Genomic DNA, 24986 nt, shown 5'->3' on the forward strand with positions numbered 1-24986 from the left:
CAAACGACAAATGGCACAGATAGAAATATAGCTACCGATTTCTTACTTACAGAAGTGGGCAATGCCCTCAATGTATCCTTTAATACTGATGGAGGAAGTGAAGTTGCTACACAATATTTTGTAGAAGGAGAATCGTATGTGGTAAATCCCCCTGTTGAACCTACCAAAAACGGCTATGTATTTAGTGGCTGGTATAAGGACAATACTTATACATCACTTTTTAATTTCAATATTCCAGTTCTGGAGAATACAATCATTTATGCACGGTTTGTACCGGATGGAAATCCTACCATGACGAGCCTTACCATAAACAATGAAACGATTGCCATTCAATCTGCTAAATATATGAATATTACAGTTAATGGAACTTCTGAATTACACATTTCAAGCGAAAGTCCGCTGGTGGGCAGTAATATTAATCTTGCTTCGGACAATGCCTGGCTCTATCTTGAATCTGTTAAACCTTCGGAAGTTACTTCCAATTATTTGAGTTCTATAAAAATCAATGGACAAGCTTTCAATGCAGAAACGGATCGTATAGCCATTTACGGAAGTGGTACAGTGATTATTCCCCAAGGGAAACAAGTTTCAAAACATGCTCTGATAGCCTATACAGAAAATAATTATGGAGGTGAATCCATGGAATTTGAAGTGGAGAAATACTATCGGACAGCCGAACTTGGAGCTACTTTCGATAACAAAATCCGCTCATTCAGACTGAAGAAAGGTTATTCCTGCACGCTTGCCAATAATCCTGATGGTACGGGCTTTTCACGAGTGTACATTGCCAGCGATGCAGATATTGAAGTACCTGAAATGCCCGAAGGATTAGAATTTGTTTCATTTGTGCGTGTATTCCGTTGGGAATGGGTTAGCAAGAAGGGAATTTGTAACGGCGGACTTGCTGCAATCACTAATTCTTCCTGGTACAATGACTGGGCTGCTGGTGGTGCTACGGATAATCCTGATTTTGAATATGTTCCTATGCGTCATAATTTAGGTTGGGACTCTTTTGAAACTATCAATACAAGGAACAATGTATCCCATGTTTTGGGTTATAACGAACCGGATCATACTGACCAGGCGAATTGTACGCCGATACAAGCGATTAGGCAGTGGCCTGAGCTGTTAAAATCGGGTTTACGGCTTGGATCGCCTACACCTGATGCTATTAGAAAAGATTGGTTGGTCAAATTCCTGGAGTTGGCAGATAGTTTGAACTATCGTGTTGATTTTGTGGTGGGACACATGTATTGGAATGGGCAATCGGGACAAAACCTGTATAATGGAGTGGTGGATGCTTGCACTCGCCTGTATGGAGGACGTCCGATGTGGATAACTGAATGGAACAACGGTGCCAACTGGACAACTGAAAACTGGCCTACTAATTCGGGACCTCAAAGAGATGCGGATTTGAACATCATTTATGATGAGGATGGAAATGAAAAAACAGTGACCAGACCGTTGTCGCCCGAAAATGCGGCAAAACAAGCTACGTGGATACTGGATGCGCTGAATGGGCTTGAACGTTGTGAATATCTTGAACGACATTCACTCTATAACTGGGTACAGGATGCAAGAGCTATAGTGCTGGACAATAAACTGACTCCTGCGGGGAAAAACTTTGCAGCATATAAATCGAAAGTGGGCTTTTCAAAAGCGCGGGAGTATACCCATACCTGGAAAATTGCTCCTCCTCTTCCCAGCTATACTTTGTCGAAAGACTATAAGTCGATAACTATTAGTTGGTATGATCACAATGGAGAGACGGGTAAGAATTACACATTGCAGAAGAGTGTGGATGGTGGAGAATGGACAGATGTAAAGGTCTTTATTGCAGCAGCTGACATGAATCCTGATAATCCTTTGGTCTATACATATGGAAGTACGATTTCTTATACCGAAGAAATTGATTGCACATCGAAGGTTGATTACCGTGTCATCGCGTTGAGTTATAAAGATACACAGTCTTCTTATTCACGTACAGCAAGTGTGACCAGAGATGCCGTACCCGATAAACCTATCTTGCAAGGTGAAGCACTCTCTTCTAAAATTATAAAATTGACTTGGAGTGCTGTGGATAATGCTCGTTCTTACAGGTTGGAACGTGCGGAAAGTGCAAACGGAGAATATGTGGAAATAGCAAACCTACTTACTGGTACAACTTATATGGATGAGAATTTAGCAGTGAATACTCCCTATTATTATAGGCTTTATGCGCTGAGTACAGCAGCCACAGAACCGGTTTCTGATGTTTTAACCGTAAGTACGAAGGCATTGGCTGTTCCTTTGGCGATAAACGGACTGCGTATAGCAGCAGGGGACGGGCATTTGACTTTAACTTGGGATTTCGCTTATGATGCTAAATATAGGGTATTACGTGCCGAGGAGAAGGATGCTTCATATGAACAAATAGCAGATGCTATTGAGACTACGCGCTATGTGGATAATGGGCTTGTTGAAGGTACTACTTATTATTATAAGGTGCAAGCCTATAATACTGCCGGTGATGGTCCGGAAAGCGAAATACTGTCAGCTATACCTGTTGCCGGGCAACATGTATATCTTTCGTTTGATGAAAATGCAGGAACAACAGCTTTTGATGCATGGGGTGGATATCATGGAACACTGGTGAATGGTGTTGAATGGACTACCGGTAAAACAGGAAGCGCAGTAGCACTCACCAAGAGCAAAAGTTCTTATATACAATTGCAGGATGGTGCACTTAGCAGTTTGGAAGATTTCACCATTACCACCTGGATTAACTTTAACGGAGGAATAGGGCGCTTGTTTGATTTTGGCACCGGGACAGGCACATTTATGATGCTGGCACTGGCTACAACTAAGATACGCTATAAAATAACATGCGGAGCTGGTACATTCGATATCACCATTCCTTGTACGATAAAAACTAAGGAATGGATACATTTTGCTATGACACAGGCGGGTACTTCGGTTAAGTTTTATCTGAATGGTATCTGTGTGGGTACAGGCGAAAATGCGGATAAAATTTCTCCTAAGGATATGGGAATAACTACACAAAACTATTTGGGTAAATCTCAGTGGTCGAGCGATGCGTATTGCGACCATATCTATGATGATTTTAGGATATATAATAAAGCATTGTCTGACTTGGAAGTGGCAAAACTGGCTGATGCTATGGTAACTGTTTCTGTTTATAAAGGCAATAGTACCGGAGAAACAGTAGAAGTATATAAGGATGGTAGTGGTCTGGCTGACATACTAACCGGCAATGCTATTGCCGTAGTGGACGATGCTGATGGTATTAACCTTCCGGAGGGACAGAACAACGTTGTCGTAAAGAATGCGGCAAACACTTATTCTTGTACCAGTTTATTGCTTACGGATAAACAGCCTTTTTATTCGCCTGTCAGTTTTACGGCTACATCTGCTGTCTATCGACGTGACCTGACCGGATATGTATATGCCGATGGTACAAATGGTTGGAGTTCTCTTGTACTGCCTTTTGCAGGAACCTTGTATGCCGGTGAAGATGCCAAGAATCCTTTTATTAGTGATGATGACGCATCCGGAAATTACTGGCTGAAGAGATTTGCCGGTAAAACAAACGAGGCTATGAACTTTGAATATGCAAGCTCAATTGAAGCTGATATACCATATATCATAGCTTTGCCAGGGGAACGCTGGGGAATGGAAAATAGTATTAAAGATAAGGAAATAGAGATTCGTGGTACGGATGTAACTGTATCAGCCACTAAGGGCATTGCTAAAGTTACGGCAGATGATTATAGCTTTAATGGAACTTATGCAGTTGTTCAACCTGTCAGAGCTCATTATAGACTAAATGCTGAGGGAAATGCTTTCATTAAATATGATGATGGAGCTACAGTTGAACCTTTCCGCTGCTACTTGCTTCCGGATGTAGAATCGATGTCGATGCCGAAAAGCTTTAGCATAGGTGGTGGAAATGGCGAAATTACCGGTTTAGAGAATGGGACTAAGGATCATGCTGGCAAATTACGTGTGTATTCGGAAGCTGGCAATCTGAAAATTGTTTCCCCTAAGGTAACTATAGTTCAGATTCATGGTGTGGATGGAGTATTGGTACGTACGGTACAATTACAGGAAGGTGTGAATATTGTTACTGGTCTTGCTCCCGGTTTCTATGTTGTGGAAGGTCAGAAGGCTGTGATATATTCCAAATAAAATAAAGTGTAAATTTTAAAATGAACAAGTATATGAAAAAAGAAACTTATGTGAAGCCAACTGTCGAGTTGATTTCGATGGAGAATGAAGGTTGTGTCATGACTGGCAGTTTTACTGGTGGCGGACAGATAAATCCGGGTGCACGTTCTGGTTATGGACGTAGCCGGGGAAGAACCTACGGAGGAAATTCAAACTCTGTCAGTGACCTGGAACAACTGATTGAGGATATACTGACAATAGATAAATAGTCAGATTGTTGAAGAATGGTGCATTATTGATGGGAGAATGTTTCATGCACCATTCTTCAACATCTCTGGCATTTTTGTAATGCCGCAATGTATTTCCTTTCCATACATTTGCCATGCAGTTCGGGAGCCAGGCATGCAGTTTCCGGATTGAAGATAGAGAACTTATATTATTTTTTTAATCTTAAAAATTATACGATGGAAAAACGAAAGATTTCCTCAAGAGCAGGACTAAGTAAGGTACTTTTTACCTTAATGGTCTGTATGACTCTAATGATGAACGTCCCATATCTGGGCGCTCAAAATTCCCAAGTTACAGTAACGGGTAAAGTAGAGGACACGATGGGTCCTGTGATTGGTGCCAGTATTGTTGAGAAAGGCGTAGCTTCTAATGGAACAATTACCGATATTGATGGTAACTTCTCCATTAAAGTAAACCCGAATGCTACGTTGGTAGTGAGTTTTATTGGTTATAAAATGGTGGAAATTCCTGTAAAAGGGCAAAGGAATGTGAAAGTGACACTACAGGAGGATAGTGAAATGCTGGATGAGGTTGTGGTTGTGGGTTATGGTCAAATGCGTAAAAAAGACCTGACCGGTTCTGTTATCCAGATTCGTCCAGATAAATTGGCGAATGAGGCTCCCAAGACTGTGCAAGATGTATTGCGTGGTACACCGGGTTTGAATGTCGGTTACGATGCTTCTGCTAAGGGCGGTGGTTCTATGCAGATTCGTGGTCAGCGTTCTGTATATACGGATGGTGGACATAATGATCCGTTGATTATCCTTGATGGTATGCAGTTTTATGGTGAACTTTCTGAAATTAATCCGAATGACATTGGTCAGATTGATGTATTGAAAGACGCCTCTTCTGCTGCTGTTTATGGTGCTAAAGCTGCCAATGGTGTTATTATTATTACGACTAAAAAAGGTAAATCAGGTAAGCCGACTATCAATTTTACTGCTACTCTTGGTATCAATACAAAGAGTGAATATCGTGATGTTTATGATGCCAACGGCTATATGAGATATCGTGAAGATTGGTATAAGAAAGATACTTATGCCACTGACCCTTTTACCGGTGTTTATGGAGCGTATGCAGCCGGACAATGGAAAAACAAGAAGGATGAGAACGGTAAAGATATAATAGGCTCTGATGGCAAACCCTTACAAGAATATATATATAACCGTGCTGCCGGTTATTATGATAATCCTGCGAATTTAGGTCGGTATGGTATCTCCGTTGACCAATGGAGAGCGTTCACTTCAAATGAGAGTGGAGAATCGGACGCCAGTATTTATGCAAAGCGTTTAGGACTGGAAGATGGTGTTTTAGCTAACTATCTGGCCGGAAACACGTACGACTGGTACGATCGTACTTTCCGGACAGGTATCAATCAGGATTATACAGCGAGTATTTCCGGAGCCGGTGATCGGATGAATTATTATATGTCTATCGGTTACCTAAAGAATGAGGGAGCCGTGAGAGGCAATGATTACAATGCTATCCGTGCCAATTTGAAGGTGAATGGCAAAGTAACCGACTGGTTGGAAATAGGAACGAACGTTAATTTTCAGGATCGTAGTGACGGTGATATTTCTGTAAATCTTGGTACGGATTACTGGGATGCCAATATGTTGCGAAACAGTCCTTACTCTACTTATCGTAACGAAGATGGTAGCTATTGCCAATATCCGATGGGTTCCAATAAGAAGTGGGGCTACAACTATGACTTTGAGCGTCAGTATCTGGATCTGGAGAAGGGCTATACTGTGTTGAATACTATTTTCAATGCCAAAGTAAAATTGCCTTTTGGAATCACTTATGATTTCAATATAGCTCCTCGTTATCAATTTTTCTATGATCGCTACTTTATGTCAGCTGCCAAACCTGATTCTAATCCGGATAGCCAGGGAGTAAATCGTGAACAAAGTAAACGTTTTGATTGGTCTTTGAATAATACTATTACATGGGATTATACATTGGCTCAAAAGCATCACTTTATTCTTACTTTGGTGCAGGAGGCAGAAGAACGCCGTTTTTGGCAGGATAAGATTAACGCACGCAAGATATTACCCTCGGATGCCTTGGGATTTCATAATACCAGCAATGGTAGCAAGACGCTGAGTAGTTTTTCTTCAAATGATACGCACGAAACGGCTGCTGCTTATATGGCACGTCTGTTCTATTCTTACGATGATCGCTATATGATTACTGGTACGGTTCGTCGTGATGGTTATTGCGCTTTCGGTGCTAACAATCCATGGGCTACCTTCCCTTCTATATCTGCTGCATGGAATTTTACTAATGAAAAGTTCTTTAATTGGGAGCCGATGAGTACCGGTAAATTGCGTGTCTCTTGGGGTAAGAATGGTAACCGTTCGTTGAAAGACCCTTATATTGCTCTTGCCAATCTGGGGGCCGGAGCAGGGGCTACAATGGGGTATTTGGTTGCTAATGGCGGTACAGTAGATGTTAAGTATTTGGGTATGGACCGTTTGTCTAATCCGAATCTGCAATGGGAGAAAACGGAAGCTTTAAATTTTGGTTTGGACTTCGGATTCATGAATGATCGGATCACGGGTAGTGCTGAATATTATATTATGAAGACGCATGATATGATTATGGGACAACGTCTGCCGGGATTTACCGGATTTGGAAGCATTACTACCAATTTGGGTGAAGTGCAGAACAGAGGTTTCGAACTTTCATTGAATACCCTGAATATTCAGAATCGGGATTTCGAATGGCGCTCTACTTTAAGCTTCTCCATCTATAAGAATGAAATCAAGCATCTTTATTATGAATATGAAGACGTGCTCAATGAAGCTGGAGAAGTAATTGGTCGCAAAGAGATGGACGACACAAGCAACGGTTGGTTTATTGGACAATCCATTGGTACTATCTGGGATTATGAGATGGATGGTATCTGGCAGGCTGATGAGGCAGCAGAAGCTGCTAAGGTAGGACAACGCCCGGGTGATCCGAAAGTAGTGAACCACTATACTGCTGACGATAAAGAAGATGGCACACCGGTTTACAATGAGAAGGATAAAGTGTTCCTGGGTAAGAAAAATCCGCCTATCCACTGGTCGTTCCGTAATGAGTTCACTCTCTGGAAGGACCTTAATATTTCTTTCAGCATGTATTCCTATATGGGACATAAGAGTCTGGAAGGTTATTATCTGAATCAAGATAATGGCGGTTCATTGATTACTTATAACAGCAATACTTTCAAGAAGAGATACTGGACACCTGAAAATCCGACTAATGAGTATGCACGTCTCGATGCCTATGGTCCGAATGGTGCTAAGGGTGTACAGAAGTTGCACAATCGTTCCTTCATCCGTCTGGACAATATTTCTGTGGCTTACACCTTGCCACAAGCGTGGACGAAGAAGATACAGTTGGAACGCGTAAAACTCTTTGGTACTGTTCGTAACGTAGCGACTTGGGCGGCAGACTGGGAATATGCAGACCCGGAAACCGGTGGCTTGGCTACTCGTACCTTTACATTCGGATTAAACTTAACTCTTTAAACTGTTGAAACAATGAATAATTATATTAAGAATAAGCTCTCTAAGGGGGTATTGTTCCTTACAGGAATAGCAGTATTCAGTGCATGCACTGACAACTTTTTGAAACCGGATCCTCTGTCGTTTTATGAACCTGAGACTACATTTGCTACTGAATCAGGTTTGGAGGCCGTATTGGCTATGGCTGACCGTCATCTTCGCACTTGGGCATTCCACTATAGTAGTGGTGACTGTAATATAAGCATACCTCTTGGTACGGAATATCTATTTTCTGAACTTTCTCTGTATGGCAAAACTGATGGTACAGGGGGGGTATATGGTAATTTTGCCAATCAACTGCAACCTACCAGTGGTTTGAACAACGGTGATGACAACCGAATCATGTACTTCTGGAATGAAGGTTTCACGGGTATTAAGCATGCCAACACTATATTGTCCTTTATAGATAAAGTGACTGCGTTGAGTGAGGAAACAAAAAATGCCTATAAAGGGCGTGCTTATTTCCATCGTGCTTACCGTTATTTGAACCTAGTGATGCAGTTTGGTGATATTCCTTTGGTAACAAAGACACTGGAAGTACCTAAGCGAAACTATCGGTCTACCAAGAAAGAAGAAATTCTGGATATGATTACCCAGGATATGGAGAAAGCTGTGGAGTGGGTGCCTGTGCAGAATGATACCCGTTACATTGGTATGGTGAACAAAGAGGCATGTCGCCAGCTGCTTATCAAATGTTATTTGGCAACGGGCCAGTTTGAAAAGGCTGAGAAGCAAGCTGACATTTTGATTGATCAGTCAGGATTATCACTGATGACAGAGAGCTTTGGTAATGCAAATGATGGTGGTGAACCGAATACCTGGAAGATTACCCGTAACGTGATCTGGGACTTGCATCGCCCTGAAAACAAGATGATCGCTGCGAATAAAGAGGTCATCATGGGAATGCCTAACTGTACGGACGAATCATTTGTGAACTTTCTATCTATGCGTATTTTCGGTCCATTCTGGAGTGACGGTAACCTGAAAACACCTGATAGTAAAACAGCTGGTGAACGTTATGCACGTAATAATGGCAAATATGAAGCTACTACTGACTTTACACGTGCTTTTGGTCGTGGCATTGCCACTGTTCGTGCTACTCATTTTGCTCAACATGGACTTTGGGTAGTGAACGGTGTGGAAGATAAGGAAGATCTCCGCCATAACTCAAAAGTTGGAAACTGGGTAAATATGGAGGACTTGACTTACAATAACAAGGATTCTAAATATTATGGTCAGAATTTTATGCTCTATTCACCTGAAGATGTTTGGGGGGTAGATAAGGATGGTAAACCTGTTATCACAACTCATAAAGGAGCTTTACTCTGTAATGATACAATTCGTGATTGGTTTGATTTCCCTCACTACAAGATCTATTTGGAGGATGTGCGCAATGAAGCTAATATGGGTGCCAATGACTTTCAAGGTGCAGCCGGTTCCGGTGCTAATGCAAACTGGTATCTGTATCGTTTGGCTGAAACTTATCTGCTGCGTGCTGAAGCTAAGTATTATCAAGGTAAGGATGCTACATCAGATGTAAATGAAGTACGTAAACGTGCTAAATGTTCACAACTTTATGCAGTTGGAACCGTGACTATTGGTGATATCATGAACGAACGCGCTCGTGAACTTTATCTGGAAGAATGGCGCAATGTAGAATTGACCCGCGTATCTCTTTGTCTGGCGTTGAGCGGCAAACCTGATGAATGGGGAAATACTTATAGTAAAGACAATTGGGATAAACAACAAGGTACGGATAATGTTGGCGGAAGCTACTGGTATCAACGTATCATTCATTATTCTTTGTATAATAAAGGTGACATCGTTTCCAATGGCAAGACTCTGAATTATTATATGGATAAGCGTAACCTTTTCTGGCCGGTTCCGAATAGTGCTATTACTGCGAATAATAAAGGACAGCTAGCTCAAAATTACGGTTACGATGGATATGATGCTAGTGTACCGATGTGGGAAACTTGGGAAGAAGCTGTTGCTGATGAGGATAAGAGTGAATAACCAGGTTGGAGGATTTCTATAGGTTTAGTTCTTAAATAAAGAGGTTGGGTATAAAGTACTGTGCTTGTAGAGGCGAATCGTCATTCGTTCGGAATACACAAAGTGATTTTGACACAACCTCTTTTCTTTTTTAAGATATGAAGATATGAGTAAGCATTTGAATATAACAGGATGTTTTTTATTCCTTTCTTTTTTCTTTCAAACCATTCTTTCCGCACAAAATACTTCGATTGGTACGAAAGATATTGTTTCCGGTGAAGTCTGGAAAGATACAGACGGTAATGTTATTAACGCCCATGGCGGCGGTATCCTCTTCAACAACGGGAAATACTACTGGTTTGGAGAGCACCGGCCTTCTTCCGGTTTTACAACACAGGTGGGAGTGACATGTTATTCATCAACCGATTTGCGTAACTGGAAGTACGAAGGTGTAGCTTTGGCTGTATCTGACGAAGTGGGAAGTGATATAGAGAAAGGATGTATCATAGAACGTCCTAAAGTTATTTATAATCAGAAAACAGGAAAATACGTAATGTGGTTCCATTTGGAACTTAAAGGAAGAGGATATGGGCCTTCCCGTGCCGGAGTTGCAGTAAGCGATACCCCGGCGGGACCTTATCGGTTTATCCGTTCAGGGCGCGTGAATCCCGGTGTCTATCCGCTAAATATGACACGGGAGGAGCAGAAGCTTACCTGGAATCCGGAAGATTATGAATGGTGGACTCCGGAGTGGCGTGAGGCTGTCAATAAGGGAATGTTTGTGAAACGTGACCTGGAAGGTGACGGACAGATGTCCCGTGATATGACTTTGTTTGTGGATGATGACGGCACAGCCTACCATATTTATTCCTCGGAAGAGAACCTGACACTCCATATCGCAGAATTGTCTGATGATTATCTGAGCCATACCGGAAAGTACATTCGTATATTTCCCGGAGGACATAATGAAGCGCCGGCTATATTTAAGAAGGATGGAACTTATTGGATGATAGCTTCGGGATGTACAGGATGGGAGCCGAATGAAGCCCGTTTGATGACTGCTTCTTCAATTCTGGGAGAATGGTCGCAATTACCCAATCCTTGTGTAGGTAAAGATGCGAAAATTACTTTTGGAGGACAAAGTACCTACATACTGCCACTAAAGGATGGTGGATACATGTTTATGGCAGATGTGTGGCGTCCGAAAAGCTTGTCGGATTCTAGGTATATTTGGCTGCCTGTTCGTTTTAATGGGAAAGGAATTCCATTTATAGAGTGGGTGGATAAGTGGTGAGTGTGGAGTGAAAATTGGCCATTTTCCTATAGAATGGTCGATTATGTACCCTTTTTGAAATAATTTTAGCAGTTTGGTTTATCTGAAAACGAATATATTTGCAACGATGAAAAACAACTTATAATTGAATATCATGAAAACGTGGAAATATTTGTGGCTACTGTTGATTGTAGCGTTGTTGGTTCCCCTCAATGTTTCGGCAAAAAAGAAAACGGAAAAAGTAAAGTCTGATCGTGAACTCTGGGCGGGAATTCTGTACCAGATGGCAGCGCCTGTACTCAGTAATATGAGCGAAGGCAAGTTGCAGGAAAATATGCTGGTAGAGTTGAGCCCTACATGGGACGGTCGTGATAAGCGGGTGACTTATATGGAATGCTTCGGACGGTTGATGGCCGGACTGGCTCCGTGGCTGTCACTGCCTGATGATGATACGGCAGAAGGAATACAACGCAAACAATTGCGTGAATGGGCATTAAAGAGCTATGCTCAATCTGTAGATCCGGAAAGTAAAGATTATCTGTTGTGGCGGAAAGAGGGACAACCCCTGGTGGATGCCGCCTATATAGCTGAAAGTTTTTTGCGCGGATATGACGCTTTGTGGGTTCCATTGGATGATTTGACAAAACAGCGTTATATTGCTGAATTCCAGCAACTGCGTCGGGTGGATCCACCCTATACGAATTGGTTATTATTCTCTTCAACTGTTGAGTGCTTCCTGAAAAAGGCGGGTGCCCAGACGGATTATTACCGTATCACTTCAGCTTTGCGTAAAGTCGATGAATGGTATGTAGGAGATGGCTGGTACAGTGACGGAGAGGATTTCGCCTTCGATTATTACAATAGTTTTGTGATTCATCCCATGTATGTGGAATGCCTTGAAGTGATGACAAATGGCGGAAAGCAGAATATCTGGAATGTGAAAGGCGGAAACTTTCCGAATGCCTTGAAGCGTATGCAGCGTTTCGGCATGATATTGGAACGTTTTGTTTCTCCCGAAGGCACTTTCCCGGTATTTGGCCGTTCGATTACTTACCGTACCGGCGTACTGCAACCGCTTGCCTTACTGTCATTGCGTGGTTGGTTACCAAAAGAATTGCCTGCCGGACAGGTACGTGCGGCAATGACCGCTGTCATTCAGCGTATGTTCGGTGATAATCGCAACTTCAATGCGGAAGGCTATCTGACATTAGGTTTCAACGGTTCCCAACCTAATATATCGGATTGGTATACCAATAATGGCAGCCTATATTTGGCCTCACTTGCTTTCCTGCCGTTAGGATTGCCCGCTGACGCTCCTTTCTGGACGGATGCCCCGCAACCGTGGACATCAAAGAAGGCGTGGGGTGGAGAAGACTTCCCGAAAGATCACGCCTATTAAGAAATAAGTTATCATGAACAGATACATTCTCTTTTTCTTTCTGATTCTCTCGACACTTACCACGCTCCGGGCACAACAGTCCCGGCTCGTGGAAGTGGGGAATGGGTATAGCCAGACATCAGTCAACACTACTGTCTTCAGAAACAATTCACTTGTGACGCAGGGAGACGAACAGTATATCAGTTACTATGACGGCGACGGCTATCTGGTACTCGGTAAACGGAAGTTGGACTCTGACCAATGGACACTGAAGCGGACACAATACAAGGGAAATGTGAAAGATGCCCATAACATAATCAGCATGATGCTGGATGGCGAGGGGTATCTGCATCTCTCATTCGACCACCATGGGCATAAACTGAATTATTGCCGTAGCACCGCCCCTTATACGCTGGAACTTGGAGATAAGGAACCGATGACCGGTGTGGATGAAGGTAATGTGACTTATCCGGAATTCTATCCGTTGAATGGGGGAGATTTGCTGTTTGTTTATCGCTCCGGCTCTTCCGGACGGGGGAATCTGGTGATGAATCATTATTCTGTAAAGGAGAAGAAGTGGAATCGTGTACAAGATGTGCTGATAGATGGTGAAGACCAACGGAATGCCTACTGGCAACTCTATGTGGATGAACAAGGCACGATTCACCTATCTTGGGTGTGGCGCGAAACGTGGCACGTGGAGACAAATCATGATCTTTGTTATGCCCGTTCTTACGATAATGGTGTGACCTGGTACAAAGCAAATGGCAAGAAATACGATTTACCTATCCGGTATAATAATGCGGAATATGCCTGCCGCATCCCGCAAAACTCAGAACTGATCAATCAGACCAGTATGAGTGCCGATGCAAGCGGTAACCCGTACATTGCCACGTATTGGCGTGATCCTGACAGCGAAGTACCGCAATACCGTATTGTGTGGCATGACGGACAGATGTGGCACAATCGCCAGGTTTCGAACCGCCATACTCCCTTTTCTCTGAAAGGGGGCGGTACGAAGATGATTCCTATCGCCCGCCCGCGTATCGTAGTGGATGGTGGCGAGATATTTTATATTTTCCGTGATGAGGAACGGGGAAGCCGGGTATCGCTGGCGCACGCTGCGGCTGTAGGAGTAGGTAAGTGGACGTTTACCGATCTGACCAACTTCCCGGTAGATGCTTGGGAACCGTCTCACGATACGGAATTGTGGAAGCAAAAACGTCGTCTTCATCTCTTTGTGCAGCACACCAAACAAGGTGATGGAGAACGTAGGGTAGAGTTTGCCCCTCAACCGGTATATGTGCTGGAAGTTGTAAAGCCTAAGGGCGATTGAAAGCCTTACATAAGATGATTCTGTTTTCAACGTGATGAAACTCTATTTTCACAAAGGAGAAACAATCGTTTCAGTACGATGAAACATTGGTTCCGCCATGTTGGAAATATTGTTTCAATAGAGAGAAACAGAATGAAACATTAAACGCTCAGACAATTAGTATAGTAAATAGATAAAGAATAGCAAGAGTATGAATAAGTATTTAGTAAACATCCTGATTGGGGCTTTTTGCTGGAGTGGAATGTCCGCTTGTGCATCCCCCAAGGATGAGGCCAAAGAGATTGTGGATATTATTTATAAAGTGAATAACTACTGGCAAACTCAGAATCCTGAGCACGGACGCTCTTTCTGGGACAATGCAGCTTACCATAGTGGTAACATGGAAGCGTTCTTTCTGACCGGTGACTCCGATTTCATGAACTACTCCAAGGCTTGGGCTGAACATAATCAATGGAAAGGTGCTAAGTCGGATAATAAAGCCGAATGGAAATACAGCTATGGCGAGAGTGACGATTATGTGCTTTTTGGTGATTACCAGATTTGTTTCCAGACGTATGCCGATTTATACAATATAGAACCGGATACTCAAAAAATAGCTCGTGCCCGCGAAGTGATGGAATATCAGATGAGTACGGATAAGAATGATTATTGGTGGTGGGCTGACGGTCTTTACATGGTGATGCCTGTGATGACTAAACTATATAAGATTACCGGCAATCCACTTTATCTGGAGAAACTGCATGAGTACTGGGCATTTGCCGACAGTCTGATGTACGATCCGGAAGATGCGCTTTATTATCGTGACGGAAAATATCTCTATCCTAAACATAAAAGTGTGAATGGTAAGAAAGATTTTTGGGCTCGTGGAGATGGATGGGTTTTAGCTGCTTTGGCTAAAGTCCTGAAAGATTTGCCTGAAACAGATAAATACCGTCAGGAATATATAGACCGTTACCGCGCGATGGCAAAAGCTGTGGCAGCCTGTCAGCAGCCGGAAGGATACTGGACACGGAGTTTACTTGATCCGGAACATGCACCCGGATCGGAAACCAGTGGCACTGCTTTCTTTACTTATGGTCTGCTGTGGGGTATGAATAATGGCTTTTTGGATAAGGCTACTTATCAGCCTGTAGTAGAAAAAGCCTGGAAGTACCTGACGACTGTTGCTTTGCAGCCGGATGGACGCATTGGCTATGTGCAGCCTATCGGTGAGAAGGCCATTCCAGGACAAGTGGTAGATGCCAATTCAACAGCTAACTTTGGAGTAGGGGCTTTCTTACTGGCGGCTTGCGAAATGGTACGATTCCTGAATTGATTATTCTATTTTTTCCAGAAGATACAAAATGGAGTTTGTCGGCATTGGCAAGCTCCATTTTGGTTTAATAACCTGGGTAAATCTTTGTTTTTTAATGAAATGACACAAAATTATTCCCTTTTTGCATGATTCGTGGTAGTATATTCCCTTTTTTATGTGTATTTTTGACACCCAATAACTAACGTGAATTTTATGAGGAACACTATGAGACATTTTGCAGTTGCTATTAGTTTAATGTTGGCAATGACATTGCCTTCTTTTTCCCAACAACATCCTATCGTTGAAAAAGATTATGTGGCTTATTTGTTTACCTACTTTACAGGTAACCACATCAGTGAAGAAGCTGTATGTTATGCCGTAAGTATGGACGGATATACATATTGGGCACTGAATGACGGTAAGCCCGTTCTTGATTCAAAAGTAATCAGTTCGACCGGTGGTGTGCGCGACCCGCATATCCTGAGAAGCCAGGACGGTCATACCTTTTATATGGTGGTAACAGATATGGTATCTGACAATGGTTGGGATTCGAACCGTGCAATGGTGCTGCTGAAGTCCAATGACCTTGTAAACTGGACGCATTCCATCATCAACATGCAGAAACGTTATAAAGGACAGGAAAAGCTGAAACGTGTTTGGGCACCGCAGACGGTTTTTGATCCTGAAGCCGGAAAATATATGGTGTACTGGTCTATGCAGTATGCCGGTGGAGCCGATATCATCTACTATGCATATGCCAATGATGACTTTACAGATCTGATTGGTGAACCGAAGCCACTCTTCATTCCGGAGAATAAGAAATCATGTATCGACGGGGATATTGTCTATAAAGACGGTGTTTTCCACCTGTTCTATAAGACAGAGGGACATGGAAACGGTATTAAAGTGGCAACCACCCGTTCACTGACTTCCGGTCAATGGGAAGAAGAACCGGACTACAAGCAGCAAACAAAGGACGCTGTAGAAGGAGCTGGCACATTTAAACTGATAAACCAGGATAAGTATATATTAATGTATGATGTATATATGAAAGGCAAATATCAGTTTACGGAAACCACCGATCTGAAGAACTTCAAAGTGATAGACAGTGAAGTGAAGATGAACTTCCATCCCCGCCACGGAACGATTATTCCTATCACGCGCGATGAATTGATCCGTATCACGGATAAATGGGGCAAGCCTGCCGAATTGGGTGCAATACCGAATAATCCTGTACTGCCCGGCTTCCATGCCGACCCTGAAATCTTATACTCAAACAAGACAAAGAAATATTATATCTATTCCACAACAGACGGACAACCCGGCTGGGGCGGATGGTACTTCACTGTTTTTTCTTCAACCGACCTGAAGAACTGGAACTATGAAGGCGTTATGCTGGATTTGAAATCCGAACAGGTACCTTGGGCGAATGGAAATGCCTGGGCACCGTGTATTGAAGAAAAACTCATCAAGGGAGAATACAAGTACTTCTTTTATTATAGCGGCAATCCTGCCAAAGGCGGAGGAAAGCAAATTGGCGTAGCAATGGCCGACTCACCTACCGGACCGTTTACCGATCTGGGACAGCCCATCATTACAGACTCTCCTGTAGGACACGGACAGCAGATAGACGTGGATGTCTTTACCGATCCCGTATCCGGTAAACCCTATCTGTATTGGGGTAATGGCTACATGGCCGGCGCCGAACTGAATAAAGATATGATTTCCATCAAGAAGAAAACACTTACGGTAATGACTCCCGAAGGAGGAACCTTGCAGGATTATGCATTCCGCGAAGCTCCTTATGTATTTTACCGTAACGGACTTTATTATTTTATGTGGTCGGTAGATGACACCGGTTCACCCAACTATCATGTGGCTTACGGTACATCTAAATCGCCGCTGGGACCTATCGAGGTAGCTAAAGATCCGATTGTACTGATTCAGAATCCGGAGAAACAAATCTACGGTCCTGCACACAATGCAGTGCTACAAATTCCGGGTACGGATGAGTGGTATATCGTTTACCATCGTATTAATAAGAACTTCCTGAAAGATGGTCCGGGCGTGCACCGCGAGGTGTGCATCGATCGCATGGAATTCAATGCGGACGGAACCATTAAGCCGGTAGTGCCAACCCTTTAATTATATGACTATTAAAATACCAGAGAAACATTATTTGATCATGAGAAACAAACTGAAGGGATTAGCTTTTTTATGTATGGCGGTAGCCTTGCCGCTGACAGCACAGAATGTAACCGTCAGCGGACCTGACGGTAAATTACAACTAACAGTTTCGTGCCCGGAAGGGAAGGAAGCATCGTATTCTCTCACCTATAACGGAAAACAGATGTTGGAATCATCTCCGTTGGGTCTGGAGACCAATGTGGGAGATTTCGCGAAAGCAATGAAACTGACCGGGCATAAGGAAAGGAAAATTGATACCGTTTACACGCAATCGCGTATCAAAGCTTCCAAGATACACTATCAGGCCAATGAATTGGTATGTGCTTTTGCCAATGCAAAAGGGCAGAAGATGGACGTAATCTTTCGTGTGAGCAATAATGACGTTGCTTTCCGCTATACGTTGCCCCGCCAGGGCGAACGGGGAAGCCTTGTTGTGAACAGTGAGGCAACCGGCTTCCGTTTTCCTGAACAGACTACTACCTTCATGTGTCCGCAAAGTGACGCCATGATAGGCTGGAAGCGGACAAAACCGAGTTATGAAGAAGAATATAAGGCAGATGCCCCGATGGATGTCCGTTCACAATACGGCCACGGATATACTTTCCCCTGCCTGTTCCGCGTAGGAGATAATGGCTGGGTACTTGTCAGTGAGACGGGAGTAGACAGCCGCTATTGCGGTTCACGCCTGAGCGATGTAACAGAAGGAAATCTGTATACGGTAGCTTTCCCGATGGCTGAAGAGAATAATGGTAACGGAACAGTTGCCCCCGCTTTCGCTTTGCCGGGTTCTACCCCTTGGCGTACGATTACGGTAGGTGAAACATTGAAACCTATTGTAGAAACCACTGTTATCTGGGATGTTGTGGAACCGTTGTATGAGACGGAACATGATTATCAGATGGGACGTGGTACCTGGAGCTGGATACTCTGGCAGGACGGCAGTATCAATTATGATGACCAGGTGCGTTATGTTGATCTGGCTGCTGCAATGGGCTATGAATATGTATTGATTGATAACTGGTGGGATACGAAGATCGGCCATAAGCGTATGGAATCACTCATCGACTATGCACAAGGTAAAGGAGTGGATGTATTCTTGTGGTACAGTTCAAGCGGCTACTGGAATGATATCGAGCAAGGGCCCGTCAACATGATGGATGATCCGATTATCCGCAAGCGTGAAATGAAATGGCTTCAGGAGCAGGGTGTGAAAGGTATCAAAGTCGACTTTTTCGGTGGAGACAAACAGGAAACCATGCGTTTGTACGAAGGTATTCTGAGTGATGCTGACGATCATGGTCTGATGGTAATCTTCCACGGCTGTACAGTGCCTCGCGGATGGGAGAGGATGTATCCCAACTATGTAGGCAGCGAAGCGGTACTGGCTTCCGAGAATCTGATTTTTAACCAGCACTACTGTGACGAAGAGGCTTTCAATGCCTGTCTGCATCCTTTTATCCGTAATTCGGTAGGCTGTATGGAATTTGGTGGTACTTTCCTGAACAAGCGTTTGAACCGTGGAAACAATGGCGGAACTACCCGTCGCACGACGGATGTATTCCAGTTGTCAACGGCTGTGTTGTTCCAGAATCCTATTCAGAATTATGCTTTGGCACCCAATAACCTGACAGATGCCCCGCAAGTTTGCTTGGACTTTATGAAACAAGTGCCTACTACGTGGGATGAAACACGTTTTATTGATGGTTATCCCGGAAAATATGCAGTTGTTGCACGTCGTCACGGCAAGCAATGGTATGTGGCTGCCGTTAACGGTACAAAGGAAGTACTGAAGTTGAAACTCGAATTACCTATGCTTGCAGGAGAGACTCTCTCATTCTATAATGATGATAAAGAACTGCAACCCCAGTTGCAAACTCTGAAACTGAAAGCTGACGGCAAACTTCAATTGGCCCTCCAACCGCAAGGTGGCGCCGTACTGGTTCAGGACTGGAAAACGAATGAGAAGGAAATGGGAGCCTATCTGTTTACCTATTTCAAAGACGATACACATAGTTTATATTTTGCAGTCAGCGATGACGGATATACATTTACGGATGTAAATAACGGTCAGCCCATTATCGCCGGTGATACGATTGCCGAACAGAAAGGCATCCGTGACCCGCATATCTATCGTGCACCGGATGGTACTTTCTACATTGCCATGACCGACCTGCATATCTTTGCCCAACAGAAAGGTCTGCGCAACACCGAGTGGGAGCGTGACGGAGCCAAATACGGCTGGGGTAACAACCGTGGTTTTGTCCTGATGAAATCAAAAGACCTTGTAAACTGGACACACCATGTGGTTCGTATTGACAAGACTTTCCCCGGATATGATGAGATCGGTTGTGCCTGGGCACCTGAACTGGTCTACGATGAACATGCAGGCAGAATAATGATCTACTTCACCATGCGTATGGGCAATGCACGGAATATGCTGTACTATGCTTATGTAAACGAAGACTTCGACGGTCTGGAAACAGAACCCCGCTTATTGTTCCAATATCCTGATGCTACCAAATCAGCTATCGATGCTGATATCACGAAAGTAGGTGATAAGTATCACATGTTTTACGTAGCTCACGACGGAACACCGGGTATCAAACAAGCTGTTTCGAAATATATCAACCGTGGATATACTTATCTGCCGGAATGGGTAGACCCGGAACCGAAAGCCTGCGAAGCTCCTAACATGTGGAAGCGCATTGGCGAAGACAAATGGGTGGTAATGTATGACATCTATGGTATCAATCCTCATAATTTCGGTTTCAGTGAAACCACTGACTTTGTGAACTTCAAAGATTTGGGACGTTTCAACGAGGGCGTGATGAAGGCGACTAACTTTTCTTCACCGAAACATGGAGCAGTAATCCACATCACTAAGAAAGAGGCTGAGAAGCTGAGAAAGTATTGGAAAAACAAATAACCCGATAAATAATACCATGAACAGATTGATTAGATTTTTAAGTGTATGTTTACTTCTGTCTTTTGTCTTCCCTGTGCAGGCAAAGGTGGAGGGCGTGACGAATGAACCGAATCAGGTGTACCTCTTTTCCTATTCGAACCGTGACGGACGCAGCGGCCTGAAGTTTGCCTGGAGTCCCAACGGAGAGAAGTGGTTTAGCGTGGCCGATGGATTTGCCTATGTGAATTCCGACTTCGGTCCGTGGGGACGGGCAAAGACTATGTTCAAGCCCCATTTGATGCAAACCCGTGCCGATGGCAAATGGCATTGCATCTGGGAAGCTACGAATACTGGTCAGGCACTTGCCTATGTAACCTCTCCCGACTTGCAGAAGTGGGAAGCACAGAGTTATTTCTCTCCCGAAGAACGTAGCAAGTATGAACCCAAAGATGTGTACCCCACCACTCAGAAGAAGGTGTTGGTGAATGGTTCGGAAGAAGAAGGCTGGGTGCAGGAAGTTCCCTATACTACCGTGCAGCAGATCATCCGCTATGCCGAACATAAGAAATACCGCCAGTCACTGAATGCCGAACGTACTGAGCAAGACCCTGTACGTTTTGCCAACCTCAAGCCTGTAGAGGCTACTATCCAGGTGAATGCAGGTCAGGCGAAAGAAATCAGCAAGCATCTGATTGGTATTTTCTTTGAGGATATTAACTATGGAGCTGACGGCGGCTTGTATGCCGAACTGATTCAGAATCGCGACTTTGAATATACCCCGACCGACCGTGGTAACGATCAGAACTGGAATAGTACTCATTCCTGGAGTGTTCAGGGCAGTGATGCTACATTGAGCATTGCAACAGAGAATCCTATTCATCCTAATAATCCCCATTATGCCGTCTTCGATGTGAATGCAGCTGAACAAACTGCATTGATGAATGCTGGTTTCGATGGCATAGCCTTGAAGAAAGGCGAGAAATATGACTTCTCACTCTTTGGTAAAGTACTTGAGGGTAAAGGGGGTAAGGTACTTGTGAACTTAGTTGATAAAGATGGAACAATTATAGGACAAACTGCCGTAAATGTAACATCTAAAGATTGGAAACAACAGAAAGCAGTCCTGACAGCCACAAGCGATGCGGCGGCTGCATCTCTGTCCATTGTTCCCCAGGCTGTCAGCAAGTATGCGCTGGATATGATTTCTCTCTTCCCACAAAAGACCTTTAAAGGTCGTAAGAACGGACTTCGTGCCGATCTGGCACAAACGCTTGCCGACCTGCATCCCCGTTTCGTACGTTTCCCCGGTGGTTGTGTGGCTCATGGCGATGGAATAGATAATATTTATGATTGGAAAGGCTCTATCGGTCCGTTGGAAGCCCGCAAGCCACTCCGTAACCTTTGGGGATACCATCAGACACGCGGTCTGGGATACCACGAATACTTCTTGTTCTGTGAAGATATGGGTGCGGAGCCCGTACCTGTGCTTGCAGCCGGTGTACCTTGTCAGAACTCTGGTACCTGCGCTCACCATTCCAAGGGTGAACTGACTTGCATGGGACAGCAGGGTGGCGTGCCGATAGAAGAAATGGATCAATACATCCAAGATGTTCTCGACCTGATAGAATATGCCAACGGAGATGCCCGCAAAACCGTGTGGGGCAAGAAGCGCGCGGAAGCCGGACATCCGAAACCGTTCAATCTGAAGTTTATCGGTATCGGTAATGAGGACATGATTACACCTGTCTTCGTGGAACGCTTTAAGATGATATTCGATGCCGTAAAAGCAAAACATCCTGAAGTTACCGTGATTGGTACTACTGGTCCGTTCTACGAAGGTACGGATTATGAAGTAGGTTGGGATCTTGCTACCGAATTGGGTGTACCGATGGTAGACGAGCATTACTATGTAGAACCGGGTTGGATGATCCACAACCAGGAATATTACGATCATTACGACCGTAGCAAAGCGAAAGTTTACTTGGGCGAATACGCCGCCCACTTGCCGGGACGCCCCAATAATGTAGAAACTGCGCTTGCCGAAGCTCTCTATCTGACTGCCGTAGAACGTAACGGTGACGTGGTAGAAATGACTTCCTATGCTCCATTGTTGGCTAAAGATGGTCATACACAATGGAATCCGGACTTGATCTATTTCAATAATACGGAAGTAAGACCCACAGTAGGCTACTATACTCAACAGATGTATGGTCAGAACGCTGGTACCGAATACCTGTCTTCTACGGTAAAACTGAATAATGGCTGGGATGCCGTGAAGAAACGTGTCGGAGTATCAGTCGTGAAAGACGTTAATACCGGAGATTATATCGTGAAGTTAGTGAATATGCTGCCGGTGGAAGTTTCTTCCCAGGTGAAGTTGGACGGAGCTACTTTGGTAAATCCTTCGGCTACAAAAACGATATTGACAGGTGATCCGAAAGACAGAGGAGCTAAACCCGCTTCTTCTGATTTCAAGGTAGAAGGAAATGACTTTTCTTACTCAATGCCTGCTTATTCGTTTACAGTGATACGTATCCATCAGAATATTGAAAAGAAAAAATAAGATATAATAATGAGAAAGTTAACTGCCCTTTTTGCTTTGTCTCTTGCTTTGAGCATGCAGGCACAACAACATGTGATGACCGTCGACGTTTCTAAACCGACGGCAAAGATACAACCTGAAATGTATGGCATCTTTTTCGAAGATATCAACTTCGGTGCCGATGGCGGTCTGTATGCTGAACTGGTAAAAAACCGCTCGTTTGAATTTCCACAACCTTTCGTGGGTTGGGTACCTTTCGGTAATGTAACCGTTCAGGATGCAAATCCTTGTTTTGACCGCAATCCTCATTATGTGCGCGTAGTGAATGACGGCCGCTTGCTGCGTGCCGGACTGGATAATGAAGGTTATCGCGGTATCGGTGTGAAGCAAGGCGAAGAATACCGTTTCTCCGTTTATGCCCGCACACCGGATGCGAAGCCGATGAAGCTCTCCATCGAGCTCGTCAACTCCAATGCACAGAATCTGTTGAAGAAAGAAATCGAAGTCAGCGGCAATAGCTGGCAAAAGCTGACGGCGGTGCTGAAATCTCCTTTCACAGACGCTCATGCCCGCCTGCGTATCGTTCTCGAAACGCAGGGTACGGTGGATATGGATCATATCTCCCTGTTCCCTGTGAATACTTGGAAAGGACGTGAGAATGGCCTGCGTGCCGACCTCGCACAAGCCCTTTATGACCTTAACCCGGGCGTATTCCGTTTCCCCGGTGGTTGTATCATCGAGGGTAACAGTCTTGAAACCCGTTACCAGTGGAAGAATTCCGTAGGTCCTGTTGAAAACCGCCCTCTGAATGAAAACCGCTGGAACTACACCTTCAAACATAAAGCCTTCCCTGACTATTTCCAGACTTTGGGACTTGGCTACTTCGAATACTTCCTGTTGAGCGAAGACCTCGGTGCAGAACCTCTTCCGGTAATCAGCTGCGGACTCTCCTGTCAGTACGAAAGCAATGAAGTGGTTCCGATGGATGAACTCGATCCGTACATACAGGATGCACTCGACCTGATTGAATTTGCCAACGGCCCTGTTACTTCCAAGTGGGGAAAGGTGCGTGCCGATATGGGACATCCCGAACCCTTCAATTTGAAGATGATCGGTATCGGTAATGAACAGTGGGACAAGGTTTATGTAGAACGCCTCGAAGCTTTCACAAAAGCCATCCGTGCGAAATACCCTAATGTGAAGGTTGTAGGTAGCTCCGGCCCGAGTGCCAGCGGTGATAAATTCGATTATCTCTGGCCCGAAATGAAGCGTATCGGTGTAGACCTGGTGGACGAACACTACTACATGAATCCTGATTGGTTCTTTGGCAATGCGTCACGCTATGACAATTACGACCGTAAAGGTCCGAAGGTTTTTGCCGGAGAATATGCTTCACACGATCATTCCACGAAGAAGGATAACAACTTCCTCGCCGCCCTTTCCGAAGCTGCCTTTATGACGGGATTGGAACGGAATGCGGATGTTGTCCATCTGGCTACTTATGCGCCGTTGTTTGCTCACGTAGACGCTTGGCAGTGGAATCCGGACTTGATCTGGTTCGATAACTTGCGCATGATGCGCACACCGAACTATTACGTTCAGCAGATGTACGGCATGAATGCCGGTACTGATGTGCTCAGCCTGAAGATGGATGGCAAAGCAGTAGCAGGGCAGGACAGCCTCTATGCAACAGCTGCACTGAATGCACCTACCGGAGAAATCATTCTGAAACTGGTGAATGCAAGCAGTAAGCCTGCCGATGTTCAGATCGATTTTAATGGTTTGAAGAAACGTCAGTTGGTTGCCGGTTCCTGCACTTACTTACAGAACGACAATTGGCGCACTGTAAATACGCTGGACCAGGAAGCGATTGTTCCTCGTGTACGTCCGGTGCAGGTAGAAGGGCAATCTCTGAAACTGAAACTTGAACCACGTTCGTTTGGAGTGTATAGATTACAGTAGCTTGTAGCTCTTTGAACTCTATTCCCCCTTTTTTGAACTATTATTCACCCTAAAAAAAGTTCATTCATCCTATCTTTGTAGCGGTATGCAGAAAATATTCTTCGT

At 44.2% G+C, this 24986-nt stretch carries 12 protein-coding genes; all 12 read left to right on the forward strand.

The genetic code is table 11. From position 1 onward, the window contains the following. Positions 1 to 4188 (forward strand): glycosyl hydrolase (locus tag BACCELL_RS03825; RefSeq protein ID WP_007210239.1); only part of this gene is annotated, 4188 nt, incomplete at its 5' end. 32 nt (positions 4189 to 4220) lie between these two features. Further along, a complete protein-coding gene (locus tag BACCELL_RS03830) occupies positions 4221 to 4436 on the forward strand; it encodes a hypothetical protein (RefSeq protein ID WP_229097542.1) in 216 nt (71 codons plus the stop codon). A 195-nt stretch (positions 4437 to 4631) separates the two neighbouring features. After that, the gene (locus BACCELL_RS03835; protein ID WP_007210241.1) at positions 4632 to 7973 is read left to right on the forward strand and encodes a SusC/RagA family TonB-linked outer membrane protein; all 3342 of its coding nucleotides are present in this window, start codon (positions 4632 to 4634) and stop codon (positions 7971 to 7973) included. A 12-nt stretch (positions 7974 to 7985) separates the two neighbouring features. Further along, a complete protein-coding gene (locus BACCELL_RS03840; protein ID WP_007210242.1) occupies positions 7986 to 10025 on the forward strand; it encodes a RagB/SusD family nutrient uptake outer membrane protein in 2040 nt (679 codons plus the stop codon). Positions 10026 to 10170: 145 nt separating this feature from the next. After that, positions 10171 to 11298, forward strand: coding sequence for a glycoside hydrolase family 43 protein (locus BACCELL_RS03845; RefSeq protein ID WP_007210243.1), 1128 nt, complete (start codon positions 10171 to 10173; stop codon positions 11296 to 11298). Positions 11299 to 11431: 133 nt separating this feature from the next. Next, on the forward strand, positions 11432 to 12676 hold the full coding sequence (locus tag BACCELL_RS03850) for a DUF2264 domain-containing protein (protein WP_007210244.1): 1245 nt from the start codon (positions 11432 to 11434) through the stop codon (positions 12674 to 12676). A gap of 13 nt (positions 12677 to 12689) precedes the next feature. Then, a complete protein-coding gene (locus BACCELL_RS03855) occupies positions 12690 to 13991 on the forward strand; it encodes an alpha-l-rhamnosidase (RefSeq protein WP_007210245.1) in 1302 nt (433 codons plus the stop codon). A gap of 241 nt (positions 13992 to 14232) precedes the next feature. Continuing rightward, the gene (locus BACCELL_RS03860; RefSeq protein ID WP_085961914.1) at positions 14233 to 15306 is read left to right on the forward strand and encodes a glycoside hydrolase family 88/105 protein; all 1074 of its coding nucleotides are present in this window, start codon (positions 14233 to 14235) and stop codon (positions 15304 to 15306) included. Between the two features lie 234 nt (positions 15307 to 15540). Beyond that, positions 15541 to 17430 (forward strand): glycoside hydrolase family 43 protein, encoded by a 1890-nt coding sequence (locus BACCELL_RS03865; RefSeq protein WP_085961911.1) that lies wholly within the window; start codon positions 15541 to 15543, stop codon positions 17428 to 17430. A gap of 40 nt (positions 17431 to 17470) precedes the next feature. Next, entirely contained in the window at positions 17471 to 20398 is a 2928-nt protein-coding gene (locus BACCELL_RS03870) for a glycoside hydrolase family 97 protein (RefSeq protein ID WP_044153278.1), read from the forward strand. 16 nt (positions 20399 to 20414) lie between these two features. Continuing rightward, entirely contained in the window at positions 20415 to 22940 is a 2526-nt protein-coding gene (locus tag BACCELL_RS03875; protein WP_007210249.1) for an alpha-L-arabinofuranosidase C-terminal domain-containing protein, read from the forward strand. 9 nt (positions 22941 to 22949) lie between these two features. Continuing rightward, the gene (locus BACCELL_RS03880) at positions 22950 to 24881 is read left to right on the forward strand and encodes an alpha-L-arabinofuranosidase C-terminal domain-containing protein (protein ID WP_007210250.1); all 1932 of its coding nucleotides are present in this window, start codon (positions 22950 to 22952) and stop codon (positions 24879 to 24881) included. Positions 24882 to 24986: the final 105 nt, after the last annotated feature.

The organism is Bacteroides cellulosilyticus DSM 14838, from assembly GCF_000158035.1.
GTDB classification, from domain to species: domain Bacteria; phylum Bacteroidota; class Bacteroidia; order Bacteroidales; family Bacteroidaceae; genus Bacteroides; species Bacteroides cellulosilyticus.

What these genes read in the sequence shown, in the direction of transcription:
- BACCELL_RS03830 (WP_229097542.1), top strand. Translation starts at nt 4,221, where the DNA reads ATGAAAAAAGAAACTTATGTGAAGCCAACTGTCGAGTTGATTTCGATG.
- BACCELL_RS03835 (WP_007210241.1), top strand. Translation starts at nt 4,632, where the DNA reads ATGGAAAAACGAAAGATTTCCTCAAGAGCAGGACTAAGTAAGGTACTT.
- BACCELL_RS03840 (WP_007210242.1), top strand. Translation starts at nt 7,986, where the DNA reads ATGAATAATTATATTAAGAATAAGCTCTCTAAGGGGGTATTGTTCCTT.
- BACCELL_RS03845 (WP_007210243.1), top strand. Translation starts at nt 10,171, where the DNA reads ATGAGTAAGCATTTGAATATAACAGGATGTTTTTTATTCCTTTCTTTT.
- BACCELL_RS03850 (WP_007210244.1), top strand. Translation starts at nt 11,432, where the DNA reads ATGAAAACGTGGAAATATTTGTGGCTACTGTTGATTGTAGCGTTGTTG.
- BACCELL_RS03855 (WP_007210245.1), top strand. Translation starts at nt 12,690, where the DNA reads ATGAACAGATACATTCTCTTTTTCTTTCTGATTCTCTCGACACTTACC.
- BACCELL_RS03860 (WP_085961914.1), top strand. Translation starts at nt 14,233, where the DNA reads ATGTCCGCTTGTGCATCCCCCAAGGATGAGGCCAAAGAGATTGTGGAT.
- BACCELL_RS03865 (WP_085961911.1), top strand. Translation starts at nt 15,541, where the DNA reads ATGTTGGCAATGACATTGCCTTCTTTTTCCCAACAACATCCTATCGTT.
- BACCELL_RS03870 (WP_044153278.1), top strand. Translation starts at nt 17,471, where the DNA reads ATGAGAAACAAACTGAAGGGATTAGCTTTTTTATGTATGGCGGTAGCC.
- BACCELL_RS03875 (WP_007210249.1), top strand. Translation starts at nt 20,415, where the DNA reads ATGAACAGATTGATTAGATTTTTAAGTGTATGTTTACTTCTGTCTTTT.
- BACCELL_RS03880 (WP_007210250.1), top strand. Translation starts at nt 22,950, where the DNA reads ATGAGAAAGTTAACTGCCCTTTTTGCTTTGTCTCTTGCTTTGAGCATG.